This window comes from Streptomyces sp. WMMC500 (assembly GCF_027497195.1).
Taxonomy (GTDB): Bacteria; Actinomycetota; Actinomycetes; order Streptomycetales; family Streptomycetaceae; genus Streptomyces.
This window is the reverse complement of sequence record NZ_CP114905.1, coordinates 879964-892600: the sequence shown is the minus strand read 5'-3', so window position 1 is coordinate 892600 and position 12637 is coordinate 879964. Positions and strand designations below refer to the sequence as shown.

At 72.3% G+C, this 12637-nt stretch carries 14 protein-coding genes; 11 read left to right on the top strand and 3 right to left on the bottom strand.

Features of this window, described 5'->3' with window-relative positions:
• Window positions 1–10: 10 nt before the first annotated feature.
• The gene (locus O7599_RS03665) at window positions 11–589 is read right to left on the bottom strand and encodes a dihydrofolate reductase family protein (protein WP_281620624.1); all 579 of its coding nucleotides are present in this window, start codon (window positions 587–589) and stop codon (window positions 11–13) included.
• Between the two features lie 169 nt (window positions 590–758).
• Here O7599_RS03665 and O7599_RS03660 point away from each other — a divergent pair, with 169 nt between their 5' ends.
• The 9 genes from O7599_RS03660 to O7599_RS03620 all read left to right on the top strand — a co-directional run bounded on the left by O7599_RS03660 (window position 759) and on the right by O7599_RS03620 (window position 8310).
• Window positions 759–1436: a lytic polysaccharide monooxygenase auxiliary activity family 9 protein gene (locus O7599_RS03660; protein ID WP_281620623.1), complete on the top strand. Its 678-nt coding sequence runs from the start codon at window positions 759–761 to the stop codon at window positions 1434–1436.
• A gap of 196 nt (window positions 1437–1632) precedes the next feature.
• Window positions 1633–2085, top strand: coding sequence for a hypothetical protein (locus O7599_RS03655; RefSeq protein ID WP_281620622.1), 453 nt, complete (start codon window positions 1633–1635; stop codon window positions 2083–2085).
• Between the two features lie 191 nt (window positions 2086–2276).
• Window positions 2277–3470 (top strand): hypothetical protein, encoded by a 1194-nt coding sequence (locus tag O7599_RS03650; RefSeq protein WP_281620621.1) that lies wholly within the window; start codon window positions 2277–2279, stop codon window positions 3468–3470.
• Between the two features lie 29 nt (window positions 3471–3499).
• Window positions 3500–4315 (top strand): SAM-dependent methyltransferase, encoded by an 816-nt coding sequence (locus tag O7599_RS03645; RefSeq protein WP_281620620.1) that lies wholly within the window; start codon window positions 3500–3502, stop codon window positions 4313–4315.
• A gap of 427 nt (window positions 4316–4742) precedes the next feature.
• Complete coding sequence (locus O7599_RS03640) at window positions 4743–5642, top strand: aromatic prenyltransferase (protein ID WP_281620619.1); 900 nt, start codon at window positions 4743–4745, stop codon at window positions 5640–5642.
• A 40-nt stretch (window positions 5643–5682) separates the two neighbouring features.
• Window positions 5683–5817, top strand: a complete 135-nt coding sequence (locus O7599_RS03635; protein ID WP_281620618.1) for a hypothetical protein — start codon at window positions 5683–5685, stop codon at window positions 5815–5817.
• A complete protein-coding gene (locus O7599_RS03630; RefSeq protein ID WP_281620617.1) occupies window positions 5814–7034 on the top strand; it encodes an FAD-dependent monooxygenase in 1221 nt (406 codons plus the stop codon). Before O7599_RS03635 ends, O7599_RS03630 begins: the two co-directional genes overlap by 4 nt.
• A gap of 296 nt (window positions 7035–7330) precedes the next feature.
• Window positions 7331–7837, top strand: coding sequence for a PhzA/PhzB family protein (locus O7599_RS03625; RefSeq protein WP_281620616.1), 507 nt, complete (start codon window positions 7331–7333; stop codon window positions 7835–7837).
• 116 nt (window positions 7838–7953) lie between these two features.
• Window positions 7954–8310 (top strand): DUF1330 domain-containing protein, encoded by a 357-nt coding sequence (locus tag O7599_RS03620; protein WP_281620615.1) that lies wholly within the window; start codon window positions 7954–7956, stop codon window positions 8308–8310.
• A gap of 9 nt (window positions 8311–8319) precedes the next feature.
• Here O7599_RS03620 and O7599_RS03615 read toward each other — a convergent pair whose 3' ends face one another.
• Entirely contained in the window at window positions 8320–9684 is a 1365-nt protein-coding gene (locus O7599_RS03615) for an MFS transporter (RefSeq protein ID WP_281620614.1), read from the bottom strand.
• Window positions 9685–9758: 74 nt separating this feature from the next.
• Here O7599_RS03615 and O7599_RS03610 point away from each other — a divergent pair, with 74 nt between their 5' ends.
• Window positions 9759–10505 carry a TetR/AcrR family transcriptional regulator gene (locus O7599_RS03610; protein ID WP_281620613.1) on the top strand — a complete coding sequence of 249 codons (747 nt, stop codon included), beginning with the start codon at window positions 9759–9761 and terminating at the stop codon, window positions 10503–10505.
• A 144-nt stretch (window positions 10506–10649) separates the two neighbouring features.
• Here O7599_RS03610 and O7599_RS03605 read toward each other — a convergent pair whose 3' ends face one another.
• Window positions 10650–11501, bottom strand: coding sequence for a S1 family peptidase (locus tag O7599_RS03605; RefSeq protein ID WP_281623267.1), 852 nt, complete (start codon window positions 11499–11501; stop codon window positions 10650–10652).
• Window positions 11502–12161: 660 nt separating this feature from the next.
• Between O7599_RS03605 and O7599_RS03600 the strand changes: the two genes are divergently transcribed.
• Window positions 12162–12623: a PhzA/PhzB family protein gene (locus O7599_RS03600; RefSeq protein WP_281620612.1), complete on the top strand. Its 462-nt coding sequence runs from the start codon at window positions 12162–12164 to the stop codon at window positions 12621–12623.
• The last annotated feature ends 14 nt before the right edge of the window (window positions 12624–12637 follow it).

The following is a 12637-nucleotide window of genomic DNA, read 5'->3' as shown; positions in this document are numbered from 1 at the left end:
CGGCGCCGGCTCAGGCGTGCAGGGTGGGCCGGTAGACCAGCTCCTGGATGCGGCCGTCGAGGGTCCGGGTCTCGACCAGATCGAGGTCGAAGTCCTCCGCGCCGTGGAAGATCGGGGCGAGCCCGGACCGACCGGTGATCACGGGAAAGAGCGTCACGTGCACCCGGTCGACGAGGCCGGCCGCCATCAGCGCCCGGTTCATCGACAGGCTGCCGTGCGAGCGCAGCGGCACGTCGGACTCCTCCTTCAGCCGCGCGACCACGTCGACGGCGTCGCCGTCGGCGACGGTCGCGTCCGGCCAGTCGAGGGGCTCCGTCAGCGTGGTCGACACGACGGTCGCCGGCAGTTGCGTCATCCGGGTGACCCACGGGTCGCGTACGTCGTCGCCCTCGGAGCTCTCAGCGATCATCCGGGCGAACAGCCGGTGGGTCTGGGCGCCGAAGACCATCCGCTGCTCCTCGCTGTACAGGCCGAGGCGGTGCTCGAGCAGCTCGGGGCCCTGCTTGCCCCAGTAGCCGGTCCAGTCGCCGCCGGCAGCGCCGAAGCCGTCGAGGCTGCTGAAGACGTCGAAGGTGTACGTGGCGGTCATGGTGCGCTCCTCGGAAGGCCGTCGATCGGGTACGGGATAAGGACGGGGCGGGGCACCGGAACTCATCGCCGCGCAGGTTTCGTACGGGCGCCGCCGGGGGAGGGGTCGGAAGATTGGGAGCGCTCCCAATCACCGTGTCCCCCCACCCCCTCCCGGAGGAGGAGTCGCAGTGTCATCGCTACCGAACGATCGCACCGACGCGCGGAGTCTGCCCGTCCGCGCCCTCCTGACCGTCCTTGCCGCCGCCGCGCTCCTGCTGACGCCCTGGACCGGCGGTACGGCCGGGGCCCACGGCTCCGCCGCCGACCCCGTCTCCCGCAACTACGGCTGCTGGCAGCGCTGGGGAGACGACTTCCAGAACCCGGACATGCAGCAGCAGGACCCCATGTGCTGGCAGGCGTGGCAGCACGACACCAACGGCATGTGGAACTGGAACGGCCTCTACCGCGAGGGCACCGGCGGTGACTTCCCGACCCACATCCCCGACAACCAGCTCTGCAGCGCCGGCCGGACCCAGGACGGCCGCTACGACTCCATGGACACCCCCGGCCCGTGGAAGACCTCCGCGATCGGCACGAACTTCACCGTCGACGTCCTCGACCAGGCGTACCACGGCGCGGACTATCTCTACGTCTACGTGACCCGGCAGGGCTACGACGCGCAGACCGACGCACTGGACTGGGGCGACCTGGAGCGCGTGGCCACCGCCGGCCCGTACGGTCCCGCCAACCACTACACCGCGGACGCCAGCGCACCCGGCCGCAGCGGCCACCACATCGTCTTCACCATCTGGAAGGCGTCGCACGCGGACCAGATCTACTTCTTCTGCAGCGACGTGACGTTCTAGCGGCGTGGTCCGGCCCGGGCCCGTGCGTCGGCGCGCTCTCGCGGTGCGCCGCCCGGCCCGGGCCGCCCGCGTTCCCGGACCGGACGCGGGCCCGCCGCGCCGGCGGCCGGCGGCGCCGGTAGGGTCGTCCGCCCCGGGGTAGGGGCACCCGAAGGAGCGCGCCGGTCCGGGCCGGCGCGGACGGGGAGGGAACGGCATGCCGACGTGGCTGATCGTCGTGGTCGTCATCGGCGGGATCACCGCCGCCCTGAACCTCGCCGCCTTCGCCCTCGACCGGCGCGATCGCCGGTCGGAGGAGGCGTGGAAGCGGACCCTGCCCGCGTCCGTCCGGCGCCGGGTGGAGTCGGGCCTCCGCCCGGGCGGGGGAGTCGACACCCCGCCCTGGGAGCGCCGCCGCAGGGAGAACGACCCCGCGTACCGGACCCGGGTGCTGGTGGACGAGTTGTGCGAGATCGGCCGCGGGCGGGGCTTTCTGTCCGTGCACGCGGGCAAGGACGGGCGCACCCGGGAGATCGGCGCCGAACTCCACGAGGCGGGCGGCAAGCAGAGGATGCTCTCCGCGCACGCCGCGGTGCGGGCCGAACTGGGCCAGGCGCACGCCCGCGAGCTGGAGGCCGCGTGGGACGGCGTCGGCGACTGGCGGGGCTGACCGGCCCGCCCCCGCCGGCCCGTGCGGAACCGGGTGTTCCGTAGGGCCAACGCCCATGTTGCAAAAGGAACTCGACCGGCGCCCGCGCCGAACACACGCGCGGCAGGCATGTCTATGATCAGGCATCAGTCAGTCCGGCATCCCCGTCAGCCCGACCGGCCCCCGGCCGCCCGATCGTCACTGGATCTCACATGTCTCTGCACCACGTGCGTAGAAGGGCGGTCCCCCTCGCCGCCGCCGTAGCGATGCTGTCCGTGCTGGCCGCCTGCGGCGACAGCGACGACGGTGACGGCGACGGCAACAACAGCGCCTCCCCGGCCGCCGAGGCCGGCGGCGCCACGGACCTGAGCAAGGAGTGCCCGGAGACGATCGTGGTCCAGACGGCGTGGTGGCCGGACATCACCTCGGCCGGCGCCATGTACCAGCTCCTCGGCGACGAGATGGACGTCGACGCCGGTGCCAAGAAGGTCACCGCCCCGCTCGTCGCCTCCGGCGGCAAGGACACCGGCGTGAAGCTGGAGCTGCGCTCCGGCGGCCCGGCGATCGGCTTCAACCCGACGTCCTCGCAGATGTACACGGACGACAGCATCCACCTGGGCATCCCCCAGGGCTTCGACGAGGCGATCCAGAACTCCGGCAAGCAGCCTACGCTCGCGGTGATGTCGCTGCTCGCGAAGAACCCCCAGGTCATCATGTGGGACCCGGAGAAGCACCCGGACGTCAAGACGATCGAGGACATCGGTAAGACCGACACCACCGTCGTCTACGTCCCCACCCCCTACATGGACTACCTGACCAGCAAGGGCATCCTGAAGAAGGACCAGGTCGACAGCTCCGGCGACGGCTCCCCGGCACGCTTCGTCGCCGCAGGCGGCGACATCGCCACCTCCGGGTACGCCACCGAGGACCCGTACATCTACGAGAAGGAACTGCCCGACTGGGGCAAGCCCGTCGCGTCGCAGCTCGCCTACGAGTACTACCCGAACCCCGGTCCCTCGCCGATGATCCGCCCGGCGGACAAGGCCGAGCTGGCGCCGTGCCTGAAGAAGCTCGTGCCCGTCATCCAGCAGGGCGCGGTCGACCTGATGGAGAACCCGGACCCGGTGATCGACAAGGTCATCGAGTTGCGCGACGCGTTCAAGGCCGACCAGCCGTTCTCCCCGGGCGTGGGGAAGTACTCGGTGGAGCAGATGCGGGCGCTCGACCTCGTCGCGGAGCCCGGCAAGCCGGTGGGCGAGTTCGACACCGGGCGGGTGCAGGAGCTGATCGACGTCGCCGGGCCGGTCTTCGCGTCGCAGAAGAAGCCGATCAAGGACGGGCTGACGCCCGAGGACCTGGTGACCAACGAGTTCATCGACACGTCGATCACGCTCGGCGGTGAGTGACGCCGGTGGCCGGGGGTACGGAGGCAGACATGACGGTGGACGGGAACTCGGCCGGGCGCGAGGGGAGAATGCCGCTGCCGGACGCGCGCAAGCCCCACCCGTCGCGCTTCTGGGACTACGCGCTGGGCGGCCGTGACAACGTGTACGCCGACCGCGATCTCCTGGCGGAGGCCGAGCAGATCATGCCCGACCTCAAGGTGCTCACGCGGGAGCAGCGGCTCTTCGTCGACCGCGCCGTCGCGTACTGGGTCGGCGAGGCCGGCGTCCGGCAGATCCTCGACATCGGCGGCGGCATGCCCACGGACATCTACGACAACGTCCACGAGGTCGCCCACCGCATCGCCCCCGAGACCCGGGTGGTGTACGTCGACAAGAACCCGGTCGCCGTGGCGCACATGTCGGCTCTCCAGGCCGACGGCGAGTACACCGTCGCCCTCGAAGGCGACGTGCGCGACCCCGACACCATCCTGTTCAACGAGGTCGTCAGGGCCACCCTGGACTTCTCGATGCCCGTGGGCGTACTGATGTCGGGCATCCTGCACTTCCTCACCGACGAGGAGGACCCGGCGGCCATCGTGCACCGGGTCCACGAGGCGGTGGTGCCGGGCAGTTACCTGGCGATCAACCACATCTCGTCCGACATCGACCCCCGGGTGCCGGACGTCATCGAGATGTTCCGCCGCGCCAGCGACCCGCTGGTCGACCGGAGCCGCGCCGACCTGGAGCGGATCCTCGACGGCTGGACACCCGTCGACCCGGGTCTCGTCCCGGTCAGCCGGTGGCGCCCGGCGGGCGAGACGCAGAACGCGTGCGACGCGTACGGGGCGGTGCTCCGCAAGCACTGAGGCGAACCGCGCCGCACGGCGCGGGCGGTGCCGGCCGCCACCGGGTCCTCCCGGTGGCGGCCGTTCCGTATCGTCGCCGGAGCGCCGGTCCCAACGTCGTGAATGCGCCATACTCCCGGGAATCGGCGAATCGTCACCGGCCCGCCCGCCGCCGCTCGCCCGGCTGTCTTTTCCAAGGTGGCGGCGCATATGCCAAGCGATCACCAAGTCCACGTAAAGTCAGTCTCAAATGGGAAGTGGGAGGATCCGGACGTGTTCCCCAAGCTGATCGTGAGGGTCTAAACCCTCCCCATGCTTGCTTCGGGCCGTCCGATACGACTCCTCGGCGCCGCTCACGTCACGGCTGGTCGATTCGAACCGAAGAGGGCCAGGGGTGAGGGAATTTACCCTTTTGACGGACACCGACTCTGCCCCCGTGGAGGGAAGAATGCCCGAAGCCACCAAGCTGGAAACCATTTATTCAGCGGTTGAGGAATCCGCCCGGCTAGTGGAAGCGCCGTGCACCCGGGAGAAGGTCTGGCCGGCTTTGGACACCTTCGGCCAGTGGCTCGACGACGCCCACATCATCTTCAGCATGGGCAGCGGCGAGCGGTACCGGGGCGAGCTGGCCTTCGACTTCATCCTGCCCGCCGAGGCCGGCGACCCCTACGCCGCCGCCGTGGCCGGCGGCCTGCTGGACAAGACCGACCACCCGATCGGCGGGCTGCTCCCCGAGATCGCCGACCGCTTCCCCATCGACGGCTACGGTGTGGACTTCGGCATCGTGGGCGGCTTCCGGAAGGCCGTCGTCTTCTTCCCGATACCCGAGCCGCAGAGCATGCGGGAGCTCGCGAAGCTGCCGTCCATGCCCCCGGGCCTCGCCGAGCACGCCGAGTCCTTCGCCGCCGCCGGGCTCGACGGCAAGGTCTCCGCCATCGGCGTCGACCACCGCAGCCGGTCGTGGAACCTCTACATCAGCGGGCTCACCCCCGAGTTCACGCGCCCCGACGCGGTCCGCGCCACCGTCCGCGACATGGGGCTGCCCGAGCCGAGCGAGCGGATGCTGGAGTTCATCAGCACCTCGTTCGCCATGTACCCGAGCTTCCGCTGGGACTCCACCCGGATCGAGCGCATCTGCTTCTCCACGCGGACCTCGGACCCGGACCTGCTGCCGTCCCGCAGCGATCCCCGCGTCGCGACGTTCGCCCGCGACATGCCGACCGTGCACGGCGGCGAGCCCCGGTACGTCTACGCCGGCACGGTGGCGCCCGGCGAGGAGTTCTTCAAGCTCGCCGGGTACTACCAGTTGTCCTCTCAGGTGTCCGAGCGGGTCCGGCCCGCGGACTGAGCCCGCTCGGAAGATCCGCACGCAGCACAAGGAGCCACGCATGACGGAGACCCGAGAACGCTCCCCCTCCCTCGACCCGACCCCGCCGCCTGCCCACGTCCGCAACCACGAACCCGTCCCGTCCGCAAGCGCCCGCACCCGGTGTGCCGGCGCGGTGGAGGGCGGCCCGCGATGACCGCTCCCATACTCATCGCCGGCGGCGGCATCGGCGGCCTCACCGCCGCGCTGAGCCTGCACGCCGCCGGAAAGGACGCGCTCGTCATCGAGCACGCCCGCCGCATCGACCCCCTCGGCGTCGGCATCCAACTCCTCACCCAGGGCGTCCGCGAGCTGACCGAACTGGGCCTCGGCGACGAACTCGCCGAACTCGGCGTGGCCACCGCCGAGTACGCCTTCTGCGACAAGTCCGGCAACCGTCTCTTCTCCCAGCCGCGCGGCGAGGCGACCGGCTCCAGGTGGCCGCAGTACTCGATCCACCGCGGCGAGTTGCACCTGATGCTCCTGGAGGAGGTCCGCCGGCGGCTCGGCTCCGACGCCGTCCGCACCGGTGTCCGGCTGGAGGACTTCACCCAGCACGACGACCGGGTCGAGGTCCGCGTGACGAACCGCGAGAGCGGTGCCGTCGAGACCGTGGAGGCCGCCGCGCTGATCGGCGCGGACGGGCTGAACTCCACGGTCCGCGCCCGGCTGCACCCCGACGAGGGGCCGCTGGCCTGGTCCGGCCAGCGGATGTGGCGCGGCGTGACCGAGGGCGTCCCGCCGTTCCTCACCGGCCGCTCGTGGGTCGGGGCGAGCGACGGAGACGTGACGCTCGTCGCGTACCCGATCGGCAAGGGCCGGACCAACTGGGTCTGCCTGGTACGGGTGGCCGAGCCGGGTCCGCTGCCCGACGACGGCCCCGTCGACGACCACCGCGAGGGCACGTTCAAGGACGCGCTGCACTACTTCGAGGACTGGTCGATGGGCTGGCTCGACGTGCGCCACCTGCTGGAGTACTCCGGGACCATCCTGGAGTACCCCATGGTCGACCGCGACCCGCTGCCCGCCTGGGGCAGCGGCCGGGTCACGCTCCTCGGCGACGCCGCCCACCCCATGTATCCGGCGGGGGGCAACGGCGCGGCGCAGGCCGTCCTCGACGCGCGCGTGCTCGCCTACGAACTGGCGCAGGCCGACGGGGACGTGCCGGCGGGACTCGCCGCGTACGAGCGCGTCCGCGTGGAGCAGGCCAACGCCGTGGTCATGGCGGCCCGGGCCATGGAGCGGGCCACGAGCCCCGACACCTGGGACCGCGCACAGGTCACCCAGATGATGGAGATGTACCGCAAGAAGGCGGAGAGCGAGGTGGCGCAGCTCAACTCCCGCCCCTCTCTCACCCCGCCCGGCCGGCAGTAGCACCGGCGGTCACGACCGGCCCCGGCCGGAAGAAGGACTCGGCACGCGGGCACGCACGTGCCCGGCGGCGTCCCGGCGACGGGAACGCCGCGGAGTCGAGACCGAAGGGGCCCGCCGGCAGCCGCCGGCGGGCCCCGCCTGCTCTCCGGCGCGGCAGGGCACCCGCCGCGCCGGACACCGGCACCCGCGCCGGCCGATGCCCCGTGCGTACGGCCGCACCGTCCCCGCGGCGGCGTGCCTGCTCCGCCCACGACAGGCACCACCACCACATCCGTTCGCTGCGTCAGGAGACGCCGATGACGACGCCCTTGTCCGGAACGTCCCATGCCGCCGCTCCGGTGTTCACCGATCACCACGACCTACGGGCCCGCAACCGCAGGGCGGTCGAGCAGTTCATGCAGACCGGGGCCGAGGCCCGGCTGCGCCGCTACACGCTCTACACCGAGGACGGCTCCGCGTCGCTGTTCTACACCGACATGGGGCGGCCCATCGTCGTCCGGGGACGAGAGAAGCTGAAGCGGCACGGCGAGTTGTCGATGCAGGTGCTGCCGGACTGGCAGTGGAGCGACGTGCACCTCTACCAGACGCAGGACCCGTCGGTGATATGGGTCGAGTGCGAGGGCGAGGGCACCATCCGCTTCCCCGGCTATCCCCAGGGCCGCTACCGCAACCACTTCATCCACGGCTTCACGCTCAGCGACGGCCACATCGTCTCCAGCCGGGAGTACACCAACCCGATCGAGCACATGCGCGCGCTGAGCATCGAGACCCCCCACATCCAGCGGGACTGGATCCCCTCCTGACGGTTCCACTCGCTGCCGCGTGCCGGGGTCGCCTACGTGCCGGGTAATCGACCCCGGTCCGTCCGCCTGCCAGGCTCGGCAGCGTACGGACCGTCGCACCGAACGAGAGGACCGCCGTGCCCGCCTACGTGATCGCCCGACTGCAGGACGCCGCCCCCCACCCGGACATCGCCGACTACATCGAGCGGCTGCCGGGCACCTTCGAGCCGTACGGCGGCCGTTACCTCGTGCACGCCACGCCGCACGAGGTGATGGAGGGCGACTGGCGCGGGGGCATCGTGATGATCGGCTTCCCCGGGGCGGCCGAGGCGCGGGCCTGGTGGGACTCGCCGGCCTACCGGGAGCTGGCGCCGCTTCGCTCCCGCCACATCGAGGGTGACATCATCCTGGTCGAGGGCGTGCCCGAGGGCTACGTCCCGACCGCCGCGGCCCGTGCGATCCGGGATGCCGCGGCGGCGCGGGGCACCGCGTAGCGGCGGGGGTCACCGCGAGCGGGGGCCGGGGTCCGCGTCGTCGTCCGGCTCCGGCTTCGGCTCCGGCGCCGTCTTCGGCTCCGGGGGCGGGGGCGGTACGTCGGCGACTCCGAGGCTCCGTACCGCCCGGGGCACGACCACCGCGCCCGCCAGCAGCGTGGCCGACGCCGCCAGGCACGCCACCGTCCAGTCGGCGCCCTCGTACAGCACCCCCGCCGCCAGGGCCCCCGCCAGCGACCCCAGCAGGCTCGCCGACTCGTACACCCCCATCGCCCGGCCCGTCCGCCCCGGCGAGGCCTCCACGATCACCGCCTGCTGCACCGGCAGCACCACCGCCCAGGACAGCCCGCTGAGGATCCACAGCCCCGCGATCACAGAGGGGTGGGGGGCCCACGCCAGCCCCGCGGCGAACCCCGCGCCCGACACCGACGCGGCCGTGAGCGCCCGCCGCCGGCCGAAGCGCACCACCAGCCCGTGCAGCTGCTCGGCAGCCGCGCTCATGGCGATGGCGCCCGGCAGGAAGACGTACGCCACCTCCACCACGCCCAGGTCGAACTCCCGCTGGAGGTGGAGGAGGAGCAGCAGGGAGACGGTCGCCTCGGCGGTCATGGTGAACGCGACGGCGAGCAGCATCGGGCGCAGCCGGCGGCCGACCGAGCCCAGCCCGGCAGCCGCGGCCCCCGCGCCCGGCCCGCTCCCGGCACCGTCCCGGCCGTGCCCGTCGTCCCGGCCGTGCCCGCCGTCGCCGCCGTCCCCCTCGTCCCTGCCGGCACCGCCGTGCGCAGGCCCGCGCGGTGCCGTCAGCAGCGCCACCGCCGCCGCCGCACAGGCCGCCGCGCACCCCAGGAACACCCCGCGGTAGTCGATCTGCCCGATCAGCGTCATGCCGGCGACGAACGCCACCCAGGAACCCGTCTCCTGCGCGGCGAACAGCCGCGGGTAGACCGAGGAGTCCTCCGCCAGCCGCTCGCCGGCCAGCGCCCGCACCGCCACCCACAGCAGCGCGCCGCCCACGCCGCCCGCCGCCGCCGCGGCCCAGGCGGCGGGCGCGCCGCCGGCCAGCGCGTACCCGGCGGCGGAGACGGCGTAGAGCGCGGCGCCCGCGGCGGCGACGACGGTGCGCTCGTACCGGTCCGCGAGCACGCCCGCGACCGGCCGTACGAGCACCGAGAAGACCAGCTCCACGGCGAGCAGCGCGCCGACCCCGGCGGCTCCCAGCCCGATCTCCGCGCCCGCCCAGAGCGGGAGGACGAAGTCGATCAGCTCGTACGGGCCGCCCACCAGCGTCGCCGCCAGCAGCGCGCGCGCCTCCCGCGCCCGCGCCGGGCCCGCGCCCGGGGCGCCCGTGCCATGGGCGGACTCTGCACCGGCCACCTGTCCCCCCTTACTCCGAACGGTGTTCGGACCACGGGCGAACGATACACTCCCCGCGACCGATCGGGGACTTCGTGAGCGACGAAAGCAGCGCGGCCGAGGAGGCCCAGCGCCGGGCGCTGCGGCTGCTGTGGGCGGGCGAGCCGGACCGGGCCCGCGGCCCGGTGCGCGGGCTGACGCTGGACCGCATCGTCGCCGCGGCCGTGGAACTCGTGGAGGAGCAGGGGCTCGACGCGCTGTCCATGCGGGCCCTGGCCGGCCGCCTGGGCATCGGCACGGCCTCCCTCTACACCTATCTGCCAGGGCGCGCCGAACTGGAGGCGCTGATGCTGGACGCCTGGGTCGCCGCCGACGTGCTCCCGCACGAACGGCCCGGCGACTGGCGGCAGAAGCTGGAGGCGACCGCCCGCGAGGACTGGGAGGAACTGCGCCGCCGCCCGTGGCTGGGCCGGCTGGGCTCCACCGTGCAGGCGCCGGGCCCGAACATGCTGCGCTGGCTGGACTCGATGCTGCTCGTCTTCGACGGCACGGGGCTGAGCGAGTCCGAGAAACTGGCCGTGGTCGAGTCCGTCGACGCGTACGTGCGGGGCCTGGGCCGGCTCCACCTGCCGGAGGCCGCCGAGGCCCCGGCGGGCCTGCCGGCCGGCGAGCGGGTGCGCATCCGCGACGAGAGCGTCGCCGGGCTGGTCGACGTCGGGCGCTACCCGGCGCTGCGCCGGGCCGTCGCCGCGGGCGCCGCGCCGTACCAGGGTGACCAGTTCGAGTTCGGGCTGCAGCGGCTGCTCGACGGTGTCGCGGTGCTCATCGCGAGCCGCGAGTAGCGGGCGGCACCGGAGGCCCGCCGTGCCCTTCGGGTACGGACCGGGCGCACCGGCCGCGTGCGGGAGGCCGGGGACGCGCGAGCCCCGGCCGGCGCGGGGCCGGCCGGGGCGACGTGCCGTGGTGCGTGAGGAACTGCGCCGGGATCAGAAGACGCTGACGCCGTAGGCGTTCAGGGCCTCCACGACCGGCTGGTAGAACGTGGTGCCGCCGGAGGAGCAGTTGCCGCTGCCGCCGGAGGTCAGGCCGAGGGCCGTGCTGCCGGCGAAGAGCGGACCGCCGCTGTCGCCCGGCTCGGCGCAGACGTTCGTCTGGATCATCTCGTACACGATGTCGCCGCCGCCGTAGTTGACGGTGGCGTTCAGGCCCGTGACGGACCCGCCGTGCAGACCGGTGGTGCTGCCGCTGCGCTGGACGGACTGGCCGACCGAGGGGTTGGCGGCGTTGGTGATGTCCTGGTACTGCCCGTTCCACAGGTACACCCGGCCGTCCGCCGCTGCGGGGTTGGAGTGCCGGATGATGCCGTAGTCGTTCACCGGGAAGCTGCTGCCGGTCGTGGTGCCGATGCTCCACGAGGAGCCGATGTTGGTGCAGTGGCCGGCGGTCAGGGCGTACTTGGTGCCGTCGCCGCTCTGGACGTTGAAGCCGAGCGAGCAGCGGGCGCCGCCGGTGGTGATGGCTTCGCCGCCGGCGATGTACTTGGTGAACTTGCCCTTGGTGCGCTCGACCTTGACGGCTCCGGCGTTGTCGCCTGCCGCCTCGGTGATCCGGGCCACTTCGGCCTTGGAGACGGTGCTGTCGATGGTGACCACGACGGTGTCGCTGGCGCGGTCGACATACCAGGCGGTGCCCGCGACGTCCGCTTCGGCGACCGCGAGGTCGACGGCCCGGAGCTCCGCGGCGCTGAACGAGGGCGAGGCTTCCTGTGCGTTCGCACCCGCGGGCAGCGCGAGCGCTGCCACGGCGGCGAGGCCGGCGGTCGCGGTGATCAGCCGCAGTCTGCCGCGGAAAGCCCCGGTGGGGGTGGTGCGAGGGATCTTCACAGATGTCTCCTCCGGTTTGGGGGAACCCTGGGCTCGAGGTGACGAGCCCGTGAGACACCGTCAGCGGCCCGGCTTTTGCCGTGCCCCTGACACGTCGTAGGGGAGTCTTGGGCAGGACGCGGCGAAGCGCAAGACCGCCCGCGAGCCGGAGTGAACCCGTGCGCCCCGCCCGTACGCACGCGCTCCTTCCGTACGCCCCCGCCGCGCCCGCCGCGGCGGCTCCGGCACACGGCCCCCGGGCCGGTCCCGGTGGCGACCCTCCAAGCCTTTTCGACTCCCTCTTCAAGGGGGCGCGCATTCACCACCACGACACCGGCGGGGCGTATCGAACAGGCGGCTCGAAACAGAATGGCAATTCATTGCCAGGCGTCCGCGCCAAGCCGTTCCCTCGTGTTGAAAGGGTCCTCAGGACAGATATGGTGCAGGAGCAAGTTCCGGTGCCGCGGTGCCGCGCGGGACCGTTCAGCTCACCGGCAAGGGAATTCCAGAAACCGGCCGGTGACCGACGCGACTTCGACACCCAAGTCCCCGGCGGCCGTTGGGCCGTCTTAGGAACGACGGAGCCCGTGCGCCCACCCCCCGGCCGCCACCCGAGTAAAGGGAAGCGAGACATCCATGCCCAGTGAAAAAGAGGTACGCGACCACAACCGCGCCATCGTCGAGAAGTACATGCATTGCCGCGGCAAGGACCGGCTGGAGCGGCACCTGTTGTTCACCGAGGACGGCACCGGCGGCCTGTGGACCACCGAAACCGGCGAGCCCATCGTCATCAGCGGCCGCGACACCCTCGGCGAGCACGCCGTCTGGTCGCTGAAGTGCTTCCCCGACTGGGCCTGGATCAACATCGAGATCTTCGACACCCAGGACCCCGACCGCTTCTGGGTGGAGTGCGACGGCGAAGGGAAGATCCTCTTCCCCGGCTACGAGCCCGGCCACTACCGCAACCACTTCCTGCACTCCTTCCTCTTCGAGGACGGCAAGATCAAGCAGCAGCGCGAGTTCATGAACCCGTGCCAGCAGTTCCGCGCCCTGGGCATCGAGGTGCCCTCGGTACGCCGCGAAGGAATCCCGACCTGACGCTGCCGGCCCAC

Coding starts and splice junctions, on each gene's coding strand:
- O7599_RS03650 (WP_281620621.1), top strand. CDS start 2,277: ATGTCTCTGCACCACGTGCGTAGAAGGGCGGTCCCCCTCGCCGCCGCC.
- O7599_RS03630 (WP_281620617.1), top strand. CDS start 5,814: ATGACCGCTCCCATACTCATCGCCGGCGGCGGCATCGGCGGCCTCACC.
- O7599_RS03665 (WP_281620624.1), bottom strand. CDS start 589: ATGACCGCCACGTACACCTTCGACGTCTTCAGCAGCCTCGACGGCTTC.
- O7599_RS03655 (WP_281620622.1), top strand. CDS start 1,633: ATGCCGACGTGGCTGATCGTCGTGGTCGTCATCGGCGGGATCACCGCC.
- O7599_RS03645 (WP_281620620.1), top strand. CDS start 3,500: ATGACGGTGGACGGGAACTCGGCCGGGCGCGAGGGGAGAATGCCGCTG.
- O7599_RS03635 (WP_281620618.1), top strand. CDS start 5,683: ATGACGGAGACCCGAGAACGCTCCCCCTCCCTCGACCCGACCCCGCCG.
- O7599_RS03600 (WP_281620612.1), top strand. CDS start 12,162: ATGCCCAGTGAAAAAGAGGTACGCGACCACAACCGCGCCATCGTCGAG.
- O7599_RS03640 (WP_281620619.1), top strand. CDS start 4,743: ATGCCCGAAGCCACCAAGCTGGAAACCATTTATTCAGCGGTTGAGGAA.
- O7599_RS03625 (WP_281620616.1), top strand. CDS start 7,331: ATGACGACGCCCTTGTCCGGAACGTCCCATGCCGCCGCTCCGGTGTTC.